This is a genomic window from Undibacterium sp. Di24W, from assembly GCF_049340325.1.
Classification (GTDB): Bacteria; Pseudomonadota; Gammaproteobacteria; order Burkholderiales; family Burkholderiaceae_D; genus Undibacterium.
Map to the genome: position 1 here is coordinate 613882 of NZ_JBMPOP010000003.1, position 17702 is coordinate 631583.

At 43.8% G+C, this 17702-nt stretch carries 14 protein-coding genes; 13 read left to right on the forward strand and 1 reads right to left on the reverse strand.

Annotated features, from left to right (window positions below; genetic code table 11):
* Window positions 1–147: 147 nt before the first annotated feature.
* Entirely contained in the window at window positions 148–2388 is a 2241-nt protein-coding gene (locus ACO0KZ_RS08955; protein WP_422994808.1) for a bifunctional diguanylate cyclase/phosphodiesterase, read from the reverse strand.
* A gap of 250 nt (window positions 2389–2638) precedes the next feature.
* On the opposite strand from ACO0KZ_RS08955, the gene aroC reads away from it, so the two are divergent.
* The 13 genes from aroC to era all read left to right on the forward strand — a co-directional run bounded on the left by aroC (window position 2639) and on the right by era (window position 17647).
* On the forward strand, window positions 2639–3730 hold the full coding sequence (aroC, locus tag ACO0KZ_RS08960) for a chorismate synthase (protein WP_422994809.1): 1092 nt from the start codon (window positions 2639–2641) through the stop codon (window positions 3728–3730).
* Between the two features lie 303 nt (window positions 3731–4033).
* Window positions 4034–5437 carry a 3-isopropylmalate dehydratase large subunit gene (gene leuC, locus ACO0KZ_RS08965; protein WP_422994810.1) on the forward strand — a complete coding sequence of 468 codons (1404 nt, stop codon included), beginning with the start codon at window positions 4034–4036 and terminating at the stop codon, window positions 5435–5437.
* Window positions 5438–5458: 21 nt separating this feature from the next.
* The gene (locus ACO0KZ_RS08970; RefSeq protein ID WP_422994811.1) at window positions 5459–5590 is read left to right on the forward strand and encodes an entericidin A/B family lipoprotein; all 132 of its coding nucleotides are present in this window, start codon (window positions 5459–5461) and stop codon (window positions 5588–5590) included.
* 2 nt (window positions 5591–5592) lie between these two features.
* Window positions 5593–6240: a 3-isopropylmalate dehydratase small subunit gene (gene leuD, locus ACO0KZ_RS08975; RefSeq protein ID WP_422994812.1), complete on the forward strand. Its 648-nt coding sequence runs from the start codon at window positions 5593–5595 to the stop codon at window positions 6238–6240.
* Between the two features lie 46 nt (window positions 6241–6286).
* Window positions 6287–7357 carry a 3-isopropylmalate dehydrogenase gene (leuB, locus tag ACO0KZ_RS08980; protein WP_422994813.1) on the forward strand — a complete coding sequence of 357 codons (1071 nt, stop codon included), beginning with the start codon at window positions 6287–6289 and terminating at the stop codon, window positions 7355–7357.
* 43 nt (window positions 7358–7400) lie between these two features.
* Complete coding sequence (gene asd / locus ACO0KZ_RS08985; protein ID WP_422994872.1) at window positions 7401–8528, forward strand: aspartate-semialdehyde dehydrogenase; 1128 nt, start codon at window positions 7401–7403, stop codon at window positions 8526–8528.
* 281 nt (window positions 8529–8809) lie between these two features.
* Window positions 8810–11644, forward strand: coding sequence for a FimV/HubP family polar landmark protein (locus ACO0KZ_RS08990; RefSeq protein WP_422994814.1), 2835 nt, complete (start codon window positions 8810–8812; stop codon window positions 11642–11644).
* Window positions 11645–11721: 77 nt separating this feature from the next.
* Window positions 11722–12537: a tRNA pseudouridine(38-40) synthase TruA gene (gene truA, locus ACO0KZ_RS08995; RefSeq protein WP_422994815.1), complete on the forward strand. Its 816-nt coding sequence runs from the start codon at window positions 11722–11724 to the stop codon at window positions 12535–12537.
* A 212-nt stretch (window positions 12538–12749) separates the two neighbouring features.
* Complete coding sequence (lepA, locus tag ACO0KZ_RS09000; RefSeq protein WP_422994816.1) at window positions 12750–14543, forward strand: translation elongation factor 4; 1794 nt, start codon at window positions 12750–12752, stop codon at window positions 14541–14543.
* Window positions 14540–15436 carry a signal peptidase I gene (gene lepB, locus ACO0KZ_RS09005; RefSeq protein ID WP_422994817.1) on the forward strand — a complete coding sequence of 299 codons (897 nt, stop codon included), beginning with the start codon at window positions 14540–14542 and terminating at the stop codon, window positions 15434–15436. The genes lepA and lepB overlap by 4 nt, the downstream gene beginning before the upstream one ends.
* 13 nt (window positions 15437–15449) lie before the next feature.
* Window positions 15450–15845: a DUF4845 domain-containing protein gene (locus ACO0KZ_RS09010; RefSeq protein WP_422994818.1), complete on the forward strand. Its 396-nt coding sequence runs from the start codon at window positions 15450–15452 to the stop codon at window positions 15843–15845.
* Window positions 15846–15876: 31 nt separating this feature from the next.
* Window positions 15877–16743, forward strand: a complete 867-nt coding sequence (gene rnc / locus ACO0KZ_RS09015) for a ribonuclease III (protein ID WP_422994819.1) — start codon at window positions 15877–15879, stop codon at window positions 16741–16743.
* Window position 16744: 1 nt separating this feature from the next.
* On the forward strand, window positions 16745–17647 hold the full coding sequence (gene era / locus ACO0KZ_RS09020; RefSeq protein ID WP_422994820.1) for a GTPase Era: 903 nt from the start codon (window positions 16745–16747) through the stop codon (window positions 17645–17647).
* Window positions 17648–17702 lie beyond the last annotated feature (55 nt).

The following is a 17702-nucleotide window of genomic DNA, read 5'->3' on the forward strand; positions in this document are numbered from 1 at the left end:
TTGTGTTAGTTGTGTAACACATGAGCCAGATAGTTTTTTGCAAGTTGAAACTAATCTCTTTTACGAATGTGATCAGAGGTTTCTTTTAGCTAAATCGGTTGGCTGCAGTTTAACCGCCAACCGACTTATGCAAGATGAAAGCAAAGGTTAATTTACGCTCTTTGCCAGCCAGCTACGTAAATCATCTTTGGTGAGTGGACGTGCATATAAATAGCCCTGCGCGAGATGGCAGCCGAAAGACATTAGTGTTTGTGCTTGGCGCTCAGTTTCTACTCCTTCAGCGATTACCTTAATATTCAGGCTTTTACTTAACTGAACGATCATTTTTGCAATGCTACCCTCATCGGAGGTCTCATTGATTTCGTTCACAAAGGCACGATCAATTTTTAGTTTGTCTACATTAAGTTTTTGTAGGTGGCTTAGAGAAGAGAACCCAGTGCCGAAGTCATCGATTGAAACTTGTACTCCCAATTGCTTGATGTGAAGTAGCGTTTTAATTAACAACTCAGGATCAGTCATTGCCATTGATTCAGTAATTTCCAGTTCGACGCAATTCGCAGGTGCTCGGCTCTCACTTAGTGCACGCTCCAAACTTTGTAAAAACAATGGATGTGAAAATTGCGCTTGCGAGACGTTAACTGCCATTTTTAATTCAATATAGCCGAGATCATGTAGTTGCTTGAGTTCGAAACAGGCGCTACGCATCACCCATTCGCCAATATCAACGATCAAGCCAGAGTATTCAGCAATTGGAATGAACTGATCAGGGGGGACAAATGTGCCATCTTCGGTTTTCCATCGTAGCAGCGCTTCTGCACCAACTGCAGATTTCGTACGCATATCGATCTGGGGTTGGTATACGACGAACAGGCGCTCATTCTCAAAAGCAGCGCGCAATGCGTGCATCATTCGTACGCGCTCTCGGATTTCTACTCCCATATCAACCGTAAAATAGCTATATGAGGCACGCTGGTGAGCCTTTGCACGCTTCAATGCAATATTGGTGTCTTTCAGTGCGTCAGCGCTTCCACCTGCATAATTTTCTAGACGTACCAAGCCTATTGTTGCGGATAATTGTACGTCTTGATTATCAACGTCGAATGGTAAGTGGAAAACTTTGGAGATATTCTCTGGCGATACCAAACTTTCACTACCAAGTAAGGCAAAGGTATCGCCGCCAACCCGAGCTAAATGACACGAAGTGCCAAAATGACTTAAGAGCCTTTTCGCAACGGCGCAAAGCAACATATCGCCGAATTGATGGCCGAGAGCATCATTAGTTTCGGCAAAGTGATCGATATCGACTAAGGATAAAACTATGCCTTTTTCGTTGCCTGATTGTAGTGCCTCGCTTAAGGTCTGTAACAATTTAAGGCGATTTGCTAAGCCGGTCAAGGGGTCGAAGTAAGCGTATTTATGTAGGCGGGACGTCAACATAACATTGTTGAGGCCAACCGATATATTGCTACAAAACACATCGATAAGACGTTTATCCATTTCGCTAACGCCTGTTTGTAGAAAGACATAAATATCTTTTTGGGCTACATTTTCGAAGCGTAATACGCTGTCTGAATCGCCAAATATGCTCTGGCGTGAAGTGACCGATTTTTCCAGCTGTTGTTGGATATGATTATTCTCTAATTTATCTAGCATTAGCCCATTAAGATTGCTAAATGAGTTGCTTGTAGCGATCGCTAATAAAGTTGCGCTAGATTCGGCGTTTTGAGCGTCGTCGAGTGGACTACAGACAAAACCCTCGATGTTCTTACCAAGTAGTTTGGAAATTTGATGTAAGACGCCAGTGGAAAAATTTTGCAATCCTTTCAGTGACATTAACTCGGTACTAGCATTAACTATAAGTTCTAATCCACGTTGGCTAGCTATTATCGAACAAATTTGTTCATAGGATCGGATAGCTGACGTGACTGTGGTGTAAAGCTTGGTTCGAGTTAATTCTGACTTGGTTTTGTAATCATTGATGTCATAGTCTCGAATGGCATCTATTTCTGGTGCGTAGCCTGGTTGTCCAGTCCGGAGAATAATCCGAACATCATTCAAACCCAAGTTTTTTCTTACGTAGTTAACGAGATTTAGACCGGCATCTTCTTCCTCCATGACGACATCAAGTAAGATTACCGCGATGTCTGATTCGCTTGACAGAATGTCTCGCGCCTCACTGGCAGAATACGCATGCAAGAAGCTTAACGATCGATTTTGTATTTCTAAATTACCTAAGGCGAACATAGTCGCTGAATGGACATCGGGATCATCGTCAATGATCATAATGCGCCAACTTGGTTTTTTTAGATCGATGTTAGGCAAATGTTCTGGATTTAATTCATCCAAAAAAACTAGCGCATCGTCGTTATGATGATTCAATTCACTCATCTAGGTTCATGCTCCAGTGGAGGCCTTATTATTTATCGTAAGCGAGCGCAACAATTTTGTCAGGATTTTATGATGCGTCTTACGGCAGTATAAAACAAGATGGTATAAATAAACTGTTGGTTTGGTGCAAATAATTGGTTTTAAATCGTTTTTTGTTTGAGTGCCAGACTTTCGACGATTTCGATTTTATGAACAATCACGGCAAGACTGATAAAATGCTTTTGCTTTTTCCACTTTGAAAACTAAAAATATGTCAGGCAATACTTTAGGAACTTTGTTTACAGTGACGACATTTGGCGAGTCGCATGGCCCAGCAATTGGATGTGTGATAGATGGATGTCCACCCGGAATGGAATTAACGGTGGAGGATATCCAGCCAGAATTGGATCGTCGTAAGCCTGGCACATCCCGTCACGTGACGCAACGGAAAGAGGCGGATACAGTCGAGATATTATCCGGTGTGTATGAGGGGAAGACAACTGGCACGCCGATTGCACTTTTGATACGTAACGAGGATCAGCGTAGTAAGGACTATGGCAATATTGTTGAGACATTTAGGCCAGGTCATGCCGATTATACTTATTGGAATAAATATGGAATACGAGATCCACGCGGTGGTGGTCGATCTTCAGCGCGTTTAACAGCGCCTGTCGTAGGTGCTGGCGCGATTGCAAAAAAATGGTTACTGCAGCAATATGGTACGAAATTTTATGGCGGGATGACACAATTGGGTGATATCTCAATTCCTTTTTCCTCTTGGGACTACACGACTCAAAATCCATTTTTTGCGCCCACGAATGATCCGCAATTGATCGCGGACCTTGAAACTTACATGGATGGTTTGCGTAAAGATGGCGATTCTATTGGCGCTCGTATTGATGTGGGCGCAAGCAACGTGCCTGTAGGTCTGGGCGAGCCGATCTACGATAAGCTGGATGCAGAAATTGCCTATGCCATGATGGGTATCAATGCGGTCAAGGGGGTTGAAATTGGTGCCGGCTTTGGCTGCATTGCACAACGAGGATCTGAGCACGGTGATGAATTGACCGAAGCTGGTTTTATGAGTAATAACGCCGGCGGTATTTTAGGCGGAATCTCTACCGGACAGGATATTCGCGTATCGATGGCGATTAAACCAACGTCCTCTATTCGCACACCGAAGCGTTCAATTGATAAGCAGGGAAATCCAGTCTTGGTAGAAACTTTTGGACGCCACGATCCCTGCGTAGGTATTCGCGCGACACCGATTGCGGAGGCCATGTTGGCATTGGTGCTTATGGATCATGCCCTGCGCCATAGAGCGCAATGTGGTGATGTTGTTTTGTCGCCAACTACAGTCTGATGTTTTACTAAACGCTGAAGTTGTATAGGGCGGCAGGCGTTCAAATCTAAGTGAGAGAAATTTTTCAAAGTCATTTATGATAAAGATGAGTTTCTTTCAATTTGCCTCAAAATAAAAGTTGGTTGTTTGTTTGCTTAACGCGATTTTTCAAGTAAAAATTTCGATTTTCGTAAAATATTGGAATATTGTTTGGTTGATTTGAGCTTAAAAAAACCGAATTGTGCAGTTTTGCAATGCACAATTGTGGCATAATCAAAAGCTGATTTTTAGCTTTATGAATTCTTTTAATTTCAGGCAACAATTATGGCCAAAACGCTTTACGACAAACTTTGGGAATCTCACGTAGTTCATACAGAAGACGATGGTACTGCGATTTTGTATATAGATCGCCATCTTTTACATGAAGTCACCAGCCCTCAGGCATTTGACGGGCTTAAACTAGCTGGTCGCCAACCGTGGCGCATTTCTGCCAATCTGGTCGTTGCCGATCACAATGTCCCTACTACAAACCGACAGGATGGTATCGCCGATCCTGTTTCTCGTTTGCAAGTTGAAACACTTGATGCCAATGCTAAACAATATGGTTTAACTTATTTTGCGATGAACGATCTGCGTCAGGGGATTGTTCACGTGATTGGGCCAGAGCAAGGTGCAACTTTGCCAGGAATGACGGTCGTTTGCGGCGATTCACATACTTCAACACATGGCGCTTTCGCTTGTTTAGCGCACGGTATAGGCACTTCGGAAGTAGAGCACGTGCTCGCTACGCAGACCTTGCTGGCGAAAAAATCAAAATCAATGCTGATCAGAGTTGATGGCGATACACCGCACGGCATTACTGCGAAAGATATCGTTTTGGCGATTATTGGAAAGATAGGTACAGCCGGTGGCACAGGTTATGCGATTGAGTTTGCCGGTGCAGCCATCGAACGCCTGTCTATGGAAGGTCGGATGACGGTCTGTAATATGGCGATTGAGGCAGGTGCCAGAGCTGGCATGATTGCAGTTGATCAAACGACGATAGACTATGTGAAAGGGCGTCCTTTTAGCCCCGTCGCTAACGATTGGGAAAATGCCGTCACATATTGGAAAACTTTGCGGTCGGACGAAGGCGCGCAGTTTGATACTGTTGTTACCTTGAATGCCGCAGATATTCAGCCACAGGTCACTTGGGGAACCTCACCAGAAATGGTGGTCGCAATCGATGGACAAACGCCAGATCCTAAGAATGAAGTCGATGCCGTCAAGCGCGACGCGATTGAAAAAGCCCTTGTGTACATGGGCTTGCAACCGAATATGGCTATCAGTTCGATTCAAATTGATAAAGTTTTTATTGGCTCTTGTACCAATTCACGAATTGAAGATTTGCGGGCCGCAGCCAAGGTCGTTGCTGGAAAATCCCGTGCTGCAAATGTTAAGTTAGCAATGGTCGTGCCGGGTTCTGGTCTGGTGAAAAGACAAGCGGAACAAGAAGGTTTGGATAAAATTTTTACGGCCGCCGGATTCGAATGGCGTGAGCCAGGTTGCTCTATGTGTTTAGCGATGAACGCGGACCGCTTGGACCCGGGTGAGCGCTGTGCCTCAACCTCAAATCGTAATTTTGAAGGACGCCAAGGGCAGGGGGGGCGTACCCATTTGGTCTCCCCAGAAATGGCCGCAGCTGCTGGTATAGCAGGGCACTTTGTTGATGTGCGCAATTTTGCTTAACTCACAAAAAAGGACGAAACAATGAAAAAAATAACTGCTCTGGTTGCGCTGGCGATGATTTCATTGGGTTTAGTAGGCTGCAACACGATCCAGGGTATAGGGAAAGATGTGAAAAAAGCGGGCGAAGTTGTGGAAAACGCTGGAAAGAAATAATCATGGAAAAGTTTACTTTGTTGGATGGTTTGGTTGCACCTCTGGATCGCGCCAATGTTGATACGGATGCCATCATCCCTAAACAATTTTTAAAGTCGATTCAACGTACAGGTTTTGGGCCGAATTTATTTGATGAATGGCGCTATCTTGATCATGGCGAACCAGGGATGGATAATAGTTTGAGGTCATTGAATCCTGACTTTGTATTAAATCAAGCACGTTATCAAGGGGCGTCAATTTTGTTGACGCGCAAAAATTTTGGCTGTGGCTCTTCACGCGAACATGCACCTTGGGCATTAGATCAGTTCGGTTTTCGTGTAGTTATCGCGCCTAGTTTTGCTGACATCTTTTTCAATAATTGCTTTAAGAATGGCTTGCTGCCTATCGTATTGAGCGAGGATAAAGTCGACTATCTGTTTACTCAAGTTCGTGATAGTGAAGGCTTGCATTTGCAAGTCGATTTGGAGTCGCAAACTGTTGGATTGAAAACTACTGGTGACAGATTTCCGTTTGAAGTCGATGCATTTCGAAAATACTGTTTGCTTAATGGCTTGGATGATATAGGTTTGACTTTGGTTCACGCAGATAAAATTCTAGCATTTGAAAAGAGGCATATCGAGGCTCGTCCTTGGTTGGCTGCCGTTATCTAATTAAACCTATCGTTCTCATTTACATCTTTCTCATTTATATATCAGCATGAAAATTGCCATTTTGCCGGGTGACGGTATTGGTCCTGAAATCGTTGATCAGGCCGTTAAAGTTTTAAAAGTTTTGGGTGAGTCCTTTGAATTGGAATTCGCACCTGTAGGCGGTGCTGGATATGAAGCGGCGGGACATCCGCTGCCAGAAACGACGCTTAAATTAGCACAAGATGCAGATGCTGTTTTGTTTGGTGCCGTTGGTGATTGGAAGTACGATAGCCTTGATCGACCGCTGCGTCCTGAGCAAGCAATTTTGGGACTGCGCAAAAATCTGAATTTATTTGCCAATTTGCGTCCTGCGATTCTGTATCCAGAGTTGGCAGGCGCTTCGACTTTGAAACCTGAAGTGGTTTCTGGTTTGGATATTTTGATTATTCGTGAATTAACTGGCGACATTTATTTTGGTCAGCCACGTGGTGTACGTGAATGTCCTGATGGACCATTCAAAGGTCAACGCGAAGGTTTTGATACGATGCGCTATGCGGAAGGCGAGATCCGCCGCATTGCTCACGTTGCATTTCAAGCAGCACGCAAACGCGACAAACGTCTGACTAGTGTTGATAAGGCGAATGTATTAGAGACTTTCCAATTTTGGAAAGACATCATGATTGATGTTCATAAAGAATATCCTGACGTCGCTTTGGATCACATGTATGTTGATAATGCGGCGATGCAATTAGTTCGCGCACCAAAGAAATTTGACGTGATGGTCACTGGGAATATGTTTGGTGATATTTTGTCGGATGCTGCGGCGATGTTGACAGGTTCTATTGGTATGTTGCCTTCCGCCTCACTCGATGCGAACAATAAAGGCCTTTATGAGCCATCGCATGGTTCTGCACCCGATATCGCTGGAAAAGGTATCGCAAATCCTTTGGCAACGATATTGTCTGCGGCTATGATGCTGCGTTATTCATTCGGTAAAGTGGAGCAAGCGGATCGTATTGAAGCTGCTGTAAAGGCAGTGTTGACGGAAGGTCTGCGCACGCCAGATATTTTTGAGGTTGGCTGTGTCAAAATTGGTACCTCGGAAATGGGTGATGCCGTGGTGAAGGCTTTGGTTTAATTTTTATGTAAACAGGGAGACCTGTAATTTTTAGGGAAAGATGATGAAACTAGTTGGTTTGGTCGGTTGGCGTGGAATGGTTGGCTCAGTCCTCATGCAGCGTATGCAAGAAGAGGGGGATTTTGCTCAAATAGAACCTGTGTTTTTTTCAACTTCGAATACCGGTGGCGCGGCGCCAACGATGGCAAAGAATGAAAAAACATTGAAAGACGCAAATGATATTGATGCATTGAAAAAGTGCGACATTATTATTACCTGCCAAGGCGGTGACTACACCTCTGAAGTTTTCCCGAAATTACGTGCCGCTGGCTGGAACGGTTTCTGGATTGATGCGGCATCGACATTGCGCATGGAAAACGATGCCATCATCGTCCTTGATCCTGTCAATTTAGACGTGATAAAAACTGCGCTGAACCGTGGCGTGAAGAACTACGTTGGCGGTAACTGCACTGTATCTTGTATGTTGATGGGTTTGGGTGGATTATTTCAGCATGGTTTGGTAGAGTGGATGTCATCCATGACTTACCAGGCAGCATCTGGTGGTGGTGCTCAACACATGCGTGAGCTGTTGACGCAATTCGGCTCAATCAATGCCGAGGTCAAAGCTTTGCTTGATGATCCTGCTGCGGCGATTTTAGAAATAGATCGTAAAGTGTTGGCGAAACAGCATAACTTCAGCGCAGATGAGACTAAGCAATTTGGCGTACCTTTGGCTGGCAATTTGATTCCGTGGATCGATAAAGATTTGCATAATGGCGTTTCCAAAGAAGAGTGGAAAGCGGGAGCTGAAACCAATAAGATTCTTGGTTTGGGCGAGGCCTTTGGTTCTAAAGCGATCCCAGTGGATGGTTTGTGCGTACGTGTCGGCGCGATGCGCTGTCACTCACAAGCCTTAACCATCAAGTTGACCAAAGATGTGCCGCTTGATGAAATTGCCGATATGCTTGCGCAAAACAATCCTTGGGCAAAAGTAATACCTAATACGCGTGAAGATTCGATGCGCGATCTGACACCTGCTGCCGTGACTGGTGGTTTAACGATCCCTGTTGGTCGTTTGCGCAAGATGCAAATGGGTGGTGATTATTTGTCCGCGTTCACGGTTGGTGATCAGCTATTGTGGGGAGCTGCGGAACCTTTGCGTAGAATGTTACGAATTTTAATTGAAGATTGAATTAATTAAATTCGATAATTAGTCAAAAAAGGGATGAAATATCATCCCTTTTTCTTTATCATTTCGTATTTTTTTCATCTAATTGTCTAGCAGTAACAACGAATTGGGGCGGAAATTATCATTTCTCCTCTTAATGTATTTACCATATCTAGAATTCACGTTAAGCTTGCGCGACAAGTTAGGTAATGTTATCTTGGATCAACATGTCTTTCGGTAGTGCAAGTTTGTTAAATCAGTTAACAAAATTGTATTCAATAAATTTCCCAGGAAATGTTCTAAAAATGCATAATTACAAACGCTTACCGATGAGCTTTTTAAGCTCTAAAGTGCTTAAAGCAGCGGCTTTTTCTTCATTGCTTGTCTTCTCAAATGCATATGCAACCGGTCTAGGGAAGTTAACAGTTTTATCTTCACTCGGGCAGCCACTGCGTGCAGAGATTGAATTGACCTCTCCGAATAAAGAAGAAATAGCTTCTTTGGTTCCTAAGGTGGCATCGATTGAGGCGTTTCGCCAGGCCAATATTGAATTCAATCCGGCTTTACTTTCGTTACGTTTTGCCGTCGAGCAACGTGGTAGTAATTACATTATCCGTGTTACTTCTACACAGGCAATGAATGAGCCATGGATAGACTTCTTGCTTGAAATGAATGCGAGTAATGGTAAGTTGTTGCGTGAGTATACGTTTTTGTTAGACCCTGCTGAATTAACAAGTGGGCAAGCAGTGCAAGTAGTTAATCCAGGTTCTACAATAGCCAGCAGTAAGCCAGTGAGTAATTTGCAACCGGCAAAGGCTGAGCTATTGCAGAAAGATCCTGTTGCGGGTGTAAGACTAGGAACAAAAAAAAACGCTCAGACAGTGGTCGCGTCGACTAATTTGTCAAACGCTAGTGCTCGCCAGTATCAAGTGAAACCTGGTGACACTTTGATGAAGATTGCGGCTAATAATTTGAATGGTGTCTCTTTAGATGAGATGCTGGTGAGTATTTATCGAACGAATCCTGAAGCATTTGTTGGCGACAACATGAATCGCTTGAAAGCAGGGCAGATTCTGAATATTCCCGATGCTGATACGGTGCGTTCTAATGCTGTGCCAAATGCTCGTTCGGTTGTTCAGGCGCATTCTGCCGATTTCAATGCCTATCGAAATAAGATCGCCGGACAGGTGCTGTCCGTTCCTGCTGAGCGAGCTGTTCAGAAAAAACAGGCTGCGAGCGGTTCAATTACTACCAAAGTTAAAGAAACACCGACTGCAACGAACGAATCATTAGATAAGTTGAAATTGTCTAAAGTTCAGGCGGGCGGAAAAAATACTGCTGCTCCAGCCAAAGGAATGACAGAGGAAGATAAAATTGCAAAAGATAAGGCCTTATCTGAAGCAAATGCCAGAGTTAAAGAGCTAGAGAAAAATGTTAGTGAGCTGAATAAGCTATTAGCAGTACCAAGTAAAAATGTGGTGAAACAACCGGCGTCCGAGTCTAAAGCAGTTGAAGCAAAACCTGCTGCGCCTGAAACTAAAGCCCCTGCGCCAGTAGTTGCTCCGGCATCAGTTGCGTCTGCTGCTGCAAGTGCTGCATCCTTAGATAAACCGAAAACAGCTGCGGTAGAGCCAAGTGCCAGTGCTTCGGCGTCTTCAGTGACCGCATCTGCAAAAGTAGAATCTGCTAGCGCTTCTGCTGTTGCTTCTAAACCGAAACGGCCTATGCCACCTCCGCCGCCTCCTGTAGTTGAGGAGACGAGTTGGTTTGATACTAAATACTTGATTGCAGCAGGGCTCTTGGCTGCTTTAGGTGGTGCAATTGGTTTGTATGCATCGAAAAAGAAGAAAGTATCCCATCAATTTGAAGACAGTATTTTGACTGGCTCAAGTTTGAAGGCAAATTCGATGTTTGGATCGACAGGTGGGCAGAGTGTAGATACCAACAACAGTGTCTTTAATTCCAATTTTGCGCCTTCGGCTAGCCAACTGGATGCAAATGAAGTTGATCCAGTTGCAGAAGCAGACGTATATATTGCTTACGGCAGGGATTCACAAGCAGAAGATATCTTGAAGGAGGCATTGCGAACTCAGCCGGATCGTCACGCAGTGCGCTTGAAGTTGTTGGAGATTTATTTTGGACGCAAAGATATTCGTTCATTTGAACTTTATTCTGGTGAACTTTATGGCATGACGCGAGGCGAGGGGGAAGATTGGGCGCAAGCTGCTTCTATGGGTATTTCCTTAGATCCAAATAATCCTTTGTATGCTGGTGCCACTGCGCAAGTCGAGGCTTATGCTGCTAGTAGTTTAGGTTTACCAACGCAGCCATTGGAAGATATTGAATCAGATGCATTACTAGATAATTCCTTGTCGGAAGATATGCTTGACTCAATTAGTATCATTGATACGGCGCACGCATTGTCGGATGATGGGTTTGGCGCGGCAGATAAGAGTAAATCTGATCTGGATTTATCGTCGTCCTTTGCTGATGATGGGGGCTTGGATTTTGATTTAGGTATTTCTACCGACAGTGCACCAGAAGTGCCATCGATTGAAGACGCATTTCCATTGACTCTGCCAGAAAGTCCAGTTTCTGAAATAAAAGTGCATGAAGAAGAGCAAATCCCGACTATCGATTTCGGATCTATTGATTTTGATTTGGGGGGGGATGAGGTTGCTGCAAAACCATTGGAATCCGAAAGTGATAAAGGCATAGCTTCTGATTCGTTTGGTTTGGAACTGGATATGCCAAAGTCGGTCGAGTTGGATCAAGCGCAGGAAAATGTACTGGGCAAGGCTGAGGAGTCGTTTGACCTTGGATCACTAGACTTTGATATGGGTGATGAGTCAGTTTCGGCGAGTGCTGTAACTGATTCGGCCTCGGTTGGTAATAACCAAGACTTGCTCAGCTTAGATCAAGAATTAGGTAATAACACTGCTGAGGATTCAGGTGATGCCGCTGCTCTTGAAGATTCTTCACCTTATAATGCGGAGATGGCAACTAAACTCGATTTAGCAGTGGCTTATCAAGAAATTGGTGATAAGGAAGGTGCGCGTGAATTGCTTGAAGAGGTCATTAAAGGCGGATCCAACGAGCAGGTTGAACGTGCTAAGCAGATGTTAGACGCATTGGCCTGAGCGTTTTTGCAGATGCAGATGGGCGCTAACTTGACGTTAGCGCCCATTTTTATTTAAAAAATAGTAAATTGATGACGATGAAGCGAATAGTTCTTGGGATTGAATACGATGGTAGTCCCTATCAAGGATGGCAAACTCAGCCAAATGGTCGGACTGTTCAAGACGTATTGGAGATTGCCTTAGGTAAATTTGCCAAGCAAAACATTCAAACTGTTTGTGCGGGAAGGACTGATGCGGGTGTCCACGCAGTTGAGCAGATCGTTCATTTCGATACTGAACTTGATCGTGAGATGTATTCATGGGTAAATGGTGTCAACACCTTTTTACCTTCAAATATCGCCGTGCGCTGGGCTAAAGAGTTAAATCTTGATCCAAATGATGCGCATTTTTTCCATTCTCGGTTTAGTGCGTTTTCGCGCACGTATCATTATCTTCTTTATAATCATCCTGTGCGTTCGCCGCTTTGGGCTGGGCGTGCTGGCTGGTTCTTCCGTCCTTTGCAGCTCGATTTGATGCAGGTTGCGGCGCAGTACTTGATTGGAGAGCACGACTTTACGGTATTTCGGGCAGCTGCCTGCCAGGCTAAATCTCCAATTAAGCACATGTATGATGTGAAAATTCGACAGCAAGGTGACTTAATTGTATTTAGCTTGCGTGCCAATGCATTCTTGCATCATATGGTCAGAAATATTGTAGGTTCTTTAATTTTTGTCGGATCTGGGCGTCGTGAACCAGAATGGATTAGAACACTAATTGAAACTAAAGATAGAAGTTTATCTGCTCCCACTTTTATGCCTGATGGTTTGTACTTGGCAAGGGTGGAGTATGATCCTATCTGGGAATTGCCGCATGAGTTAAATGAGAATCTCCCTTATGGCTTACAGTTTTCGTGATTTTTAGTGAATGCTGTTTAGAAAAACTTGTCTGGTTCATATCTGTTGTTCGCTGTCGGTGCGCTTTTACATTTTGTGCCACAGTAAAATAGGGCAATCTAGTTGGAAATCCGGTAAAATGTTGTTTTTGCATAACCCAATTATTAGGCGCTCGCCTGGGGAAATTGCCCAGATCGTAGCGCCTTTTTTGTACTTAGTGTCTCGAATATCTAATGAAAAATATCCGTAATTTCTCTATCATCGCTCACATTGATCATGGTAAATCTACTTTAGCAGACAGAATTATCCAGCTGTGTGGTGGCTTATCTGATCGCGAAATGGAGTCGCAAGTACTTGATTCTATGGACATTGAGCGTGAACGTGGGATTACGATTAAAGCCCAGACTGCAGCGCTGAGTTACAAAGCTTTAGATGGACAAATTTATAATTTGAATTTGATTGATACCCCAGGGCATGTGGATTTTAGCTACGAAGTAAGTCGTTCTTTATCTGCGTGTGAAGGCGCATTGTTGGTGGTGGATGCTTCACAGGGGGTTGAAGCGCAAACCGTAGCAAATTGCTATACCGCGATCGAACTTGGCGTAGAAGTGGTCCCAGTCTTGAACAAAATTGATTTGCCATCGGCAGATCCAGATAACGCTTCGCAAGAAATTGAAGAAGTGATTGGTATTGACGCTAGTGACGCTGTGCATTGTTCTGCCAAAACTGGTCTGGGTGTACGTGATATCTTGGAATCTCTGATTGTTAAGGTGCCGCCGCCAAAAGGTGATCCAGATGCGCCGTTGCAAGCTTTAATCATCGACTCTTGGTTTGATAATTATGTTGGTGTTGTGATGTTGGTACGTATCGTCAATGGCACCCTTCGACCAAAAGATAAGATTCTGTTTATGGCAACCGAAGCGCAACATTTGGTTGAAAGCGTTGGTGTCTTTACACCGAAATCCTTGTCTCGCTCAGAATTAACTGCAGGGCAAGTAGGCTTTATTATCGCCGGCATTAAGGAATTGAAATCAGCAAAGGTCGGTGACACGATTACGATTGTTGGAAAACCAGCTGCACAGCCACTACCGGGTTTTAAAGAAGTGCAACCGCAAGTGTTTGCTGGCTTGTTTCCTGTTGAAGCGAATCAATATGATTCCTTGCGCGACTCTCTAGAAAAATTAAAGCTGAACGATGCTGCCTTGATGTATGAGCCTGAGGTTTCACAGGCGCTTGGTTTTGGATTCAGGTGTGGTTTCTTAGGTCTATTGCACATGGAGATCGTGCAAGAGCGCCTGGAACGTGAGTTTGATATGGATCTCATTACGACTGCACCGACGGTGGTGTACGAGGTCGTTATGGGGGACGGTACTATTTTGATGGTAGATAATCCTTCTAAGATGCCTGATCCATCAAAAATTGAAGAAATCCGCGAACCTATTGTCACAGTCAATCTATATATGCCACAAGAGTACGTGGGGTCTGTGATTACGCTTTGTACTTCAAAGCGCGGTGTTCAACTGGATATGAATTACCACGGCCGTCAGGTTAAGTTAACTTATGAAATGCCAATGGCGGAAATCGTCTTGGATTTTTTTGATCGTTTGAAGTCAACTTCACGTGGCTATGCGTCAATGGACTATGAGTTCAAAGAATATCGTGCTGCTGACGTGGTCAAAGTCGATATGTTGATTAATAGTGAGAAAGTCGATGCCTTGGCGATTATCGTGCATCGCGCGAATGCGCATTATCGCGGTCGTGCAGTTGCTGCGAAAATGCGTGAATTAATTCCGCGTCAAATGTTTGATGTCGCGATTCAAGCAGCGATCGGTGCCAATATCATTTCTCGTGAGAACGTCAAAGCTTTGCGAAAAAATGTTTTGGCGAAGTGCTATGGCGGTGATATTTCTCGTAAGCGCAAACTATTGGAAAAACAAAAAGCCGGTAAAAAACGCATGAAACAGGTCGGTTCTGTAGAAATTCCTCAAGATGCATTCTTGGCGATCTTGCAAGTGGAGGAGAAATGAGCTTCCAGTCTTTAGTAGGGAATTTTGCTCTAATCCTGTTCATTTTATTGGTTATTACAGGGATTATTTGGGCATTTGATTTGTTTGTGTTGTCTCGTCAACGTAGGCAAAGAGCTGATGTCGCACTCAAGGAATTCGACTTAAAGGCAAATCCAGATCCAGCAGCTAGAGCTCTGTTACAAGCGCAATTACTGAAGCAGCCAGTCTGGATTGAGTATTCTGGAAGTTTCTTTCCAGTTATTGCCCTGGTATTTGTTTTAAGGTCTTTCTTATTTGAACCATTTAAAATTCCCTCCGGATCGATGTTGCCTACTTTATTTGTAGGAGACTTTATTCTGGTCAATAAATTTACCTACGGAATTCGTTTACCAATTATTGATAAAAAAATCATTTCGATAAATGAGCCTGAGCGTGGCGATGTGATGGTGTTTAAGTATCCAAAAGATACAACACAAAATTATATTAAGCGTATCGTTGGTACCCCAGGTGATGTAGTAAAGTACAGCAATAAAAAATTGACGGTCAATGGTGTAGAAGCAAAATATACGGGGCAGACTGACTTTCTTCACGCCGGCGCTGATTTGAGCTATTCGAAGCAATTTGAAGAGCAATTCCCAGGGATACAGCATAGAATTTTGAACGATGAAGATAAATCATCAGCGGTGTACTTATTTGAGCCTGCAGATTTTCCTTTTGCAAATCAATGTAGTTATGATGATGCAGGTTTTACCTGTCGTGTTCCGCAGGGACATTATTTCATGATGGGAGATAATCGTGATAATAGTCAGGATAGCCGTTACTGGGGTTTTGTCCCCGACCAAAATATAGTTGGCAAAGCCTTCTTTATTTGGATGAATACGAGTGATTTAAAGCGTGTGGGTAGTTTTAAATAAATTGGAGAATACGATGCGTAAAGTGAATGTACATAGCTTGAAGAACAGTGCTGGGATGTCTTTGATTGGCTTAATTTTTATGCTCGCGATACTTGGTGTGCTGGCGATCTTGGCTGCTAAAATTACACCCACAGCGATCGAATATTTTTCTGTAAAAAAAGCGATTCAAGCTGCCAAGGCGGCGGGTACCTCAGTGAAAGACATCCAAGTCGCGTTCGACAAGCAAGCTGATGTTGGCTACATAGATTCCGTCAAAGGTCGTGATTTAATTATTGAAAAGAGTGAAACTGGTTTTGAAGTCGGCTTTTACTATACCAAAACGATTCCTTTGGTCGGTCCAGCTAGCTTGCTTCTTGAGTATCAAGGTACCACAGCAAAAAGTGGCGGCGTTCATAAAAAACAAGAATAAAACAGGAAAAAACAGGAGTAGTTAGGCGTTTATGAATGAACAATTGTTGCAGAAGCGTTTGGGACACCAATTCAATAATGTTGCTCTTTTGCAGCAAGCATTGACTCATCGTAGTCATAGTGTTTCGCATAATGAACGCTTGGAGTTTCTCGGTGACTCAATTCTTAATTGCGTTGTTGCGTCAATATTATTTGATACTTTCGAGAATATTGATGAGGGCGATTTATCCCGAGTTCGTGCCAATTTGGTCAAACAACAATCATTGTTTGAAATCGCGCAGAAAATGGAGTTGTCTCAATTTTTGCGTCTTGGTGAAGGTGAGCTGAAATCAGGTGGTTTTAGACGTCCATCAATTTTAGCTGACACGCTTGAAGCATTATTTGGTGCGATTTTCTTAGATGCTGGATTTGAAGCTGCGCGTAAAGTGATACGTTCTTTGTATGAACCGATATTAGTTTCCGTTGATCCGACTACTTTGGGTAAAGACGCTAAGACACTTTTACAAGAATTTTTGCAGAGTAAAAAAATTGCCCTGCCTTTGTATAATGTGGTTGCCACTCATGGCGCAGCGCACAACCAAGAATTCGAAATTGAATGCTTGGTCCCCAAGTTAGAGATTCAGGTATTCGGCACAGGCGGTAGTCGTCGTGCAGGTGAGCAGGCTGCCGCTAAATTAGCGCTTGAAACCGCATTAAACTTACTCGCCAAAACGCCTAGTGGGAAAAAAACTAAGCCCCGTACTTCGCAAATGAAGTTGGCGGGAATTGCCACCATTCAGTCAAGCAATAAACTTGCTGACGATACTTCGGGCAACACTGCCATTCTTGCTCAGCTTGCTAAAGAAGAGCAGCTTTCTCTCGATGTGTCGATGCCTGAAGTAAAACGTAAAGTAAACTAAGATGAATGTTATTTCAGAAAATGCTGAATTTCGCTGCGGTTACATCGCGATAGTTGGCCGCCCGAATGTGGGCAAGTCGACGCTTATGAATGCGTTAATCGGCGCAAAAGTCAGTATTACTTCTCGTAAGGCGCAGACGACACGTCACCGCATTACCGGCATTCAAACCAAAGAGCAAACACAGTATATTTATGTTGATACGCCGGGTTTTCAAACACGTCATTCAAATCCATTAAATCGCACATTAAATCGCACTGTCACTAATACTTTGATGGCGTCCGATGTGATTTTGTTTATTATCGAGGCGGGCACCTTTGGTCCTGCAGATCAACAAGTCATCGATTTGCTGCCGAAAAATGTGCCATGCATTTTGGTGATTAATAAATCTGACCGCGTTAAAGACAAAGCGATTTTGATGCCGTTTGCACAGAAGGTGATGAGTCTATTTCCATTCGCTGCTGTCGTGCCTGTTTCAGCCACGCTTAAATTTCAGCTCGATAGCTTGGAACAAGAAACTAAAAAATATTTACCCTTCAGTCCGCCGGTGTTTGGGGATGATGATATTACTGATCGCAGTGAAAAATTTCTTGCTACAGAGATTGTTCGAGAAAAATTATTTCGCTTCGTCGGTGATGAGTTGCCATACACCAGTACCGTGTTGATCGAAAAGTTCGAACAAGAAGGCAATTTGCGTCGCGTATTCGTTGCGATTTTGGTTGATCGAGATGGTCATAAATCCATGGTAATCGGTAATAAAGGTGCGCGTTTGAAAGACATTTCTACGCAGTCGAGACAAGACATGGAGAAGCTTTTTGGTGGCCCAGTTTATCTCGAAATCTGGATCAAAGTGAAATCCGGTTGGGCCGACAATGAAGCTGGCTTGAGAGCCTATGGCTACGAGTAGTTGTCGCTTGCAATATTGGCTGAAAGTAGTGATTGGACAAAGAGCAAATTCTTGT

Coding starts and splice junctions, on each gene's coding strand:
- ACO0KZ_RS08955 (WP_422994808.1), bottom strand. CDS start 2,388: ATGAGTGAATTGAATCATCATAACGACGATGCGCTAGTTTTTTTGGAT.
- aroC (WP_422994809.1), top strand. CDS start 2,639: ATGTCAGGCAATACTTTAGGAACTTTGTTTACAGTGACGACATTTGGC.
- leuC (WP_422994810.1), top strand. CDS start 4,034: ATGGCCAAAACGCTTTACGACAAACTTTGGGAATCTCACGTAGTTCAT.
- ACO0KZ_RS08970 (WP_422994811.1), top strand. CDS start 5,459: ATGAAAAAAATAACTGCTCTGGTTGCGCTGGCGATGATTTCATTGGGT.
- leuD (WP_422994812.1), top strand. CDS start 5,593: ATGGAAAAGTTTACTTTGTTGGATGGTTTGGTTGCACCTCTGGATCGC.
- leuB (WP_422994813.1), top strand. CDS start 6,287: ATGAAAATTGCCATTTTGCCGGGTGACGGTATTGGTCCTGAAATCGTT.
- asd (WP_422994872.1), top strand. CDS start 7,401: ATGAAACTAGTTGGTTTGGTCGGTTGGCGTGGAATGGTTGGCTCAGTC.
- ACO0KZ_RS08990 (WP_422994814.1), top strand. CDS start 8,810: ATGCATAATTACAAACGCTTACCGATGAGCTTTTTAAGCTCTAAAGTG.
- truA (WP_422994815.1), top strand. CDS start 11,722: ATGAAGCGAATAGTTCTTGGGATTGAATACGATGGTAGTCCCTATCAA.
- lepA (WP_422994816.1), top strand. CDS start 12,750: ATGAAAAATATCCGTAATTTCTCTATCATCGCTCACATTGATCATGGT.
- lepB (WP_422994817.1), top strand. CDS start 14,540: ATGAGCTTCCAGTCTTTAGTAGGGAATTTTGCTCTAATCCTGTTCATT.
- ACO0KZ_RS09010 (WP_422994818.1), top strand. CDS start 15,450: ATGCGTAAAGTGAATGTACATAGCTTGAAGAACAGTGCTGGGATGTCT.
- rnc (WP_422994819.1), top strand. CDS start 15,877: ATGAATGAACAATTGTTGCAGAAGCGTTTGGGACACCAATTCAATAAT.
- era (WP_422994820.1), top strand. CDS start 16,745: ATGAATGTTATTTCAGAAAATGCTGAATTTCGCTGCGGTTACATCGCG.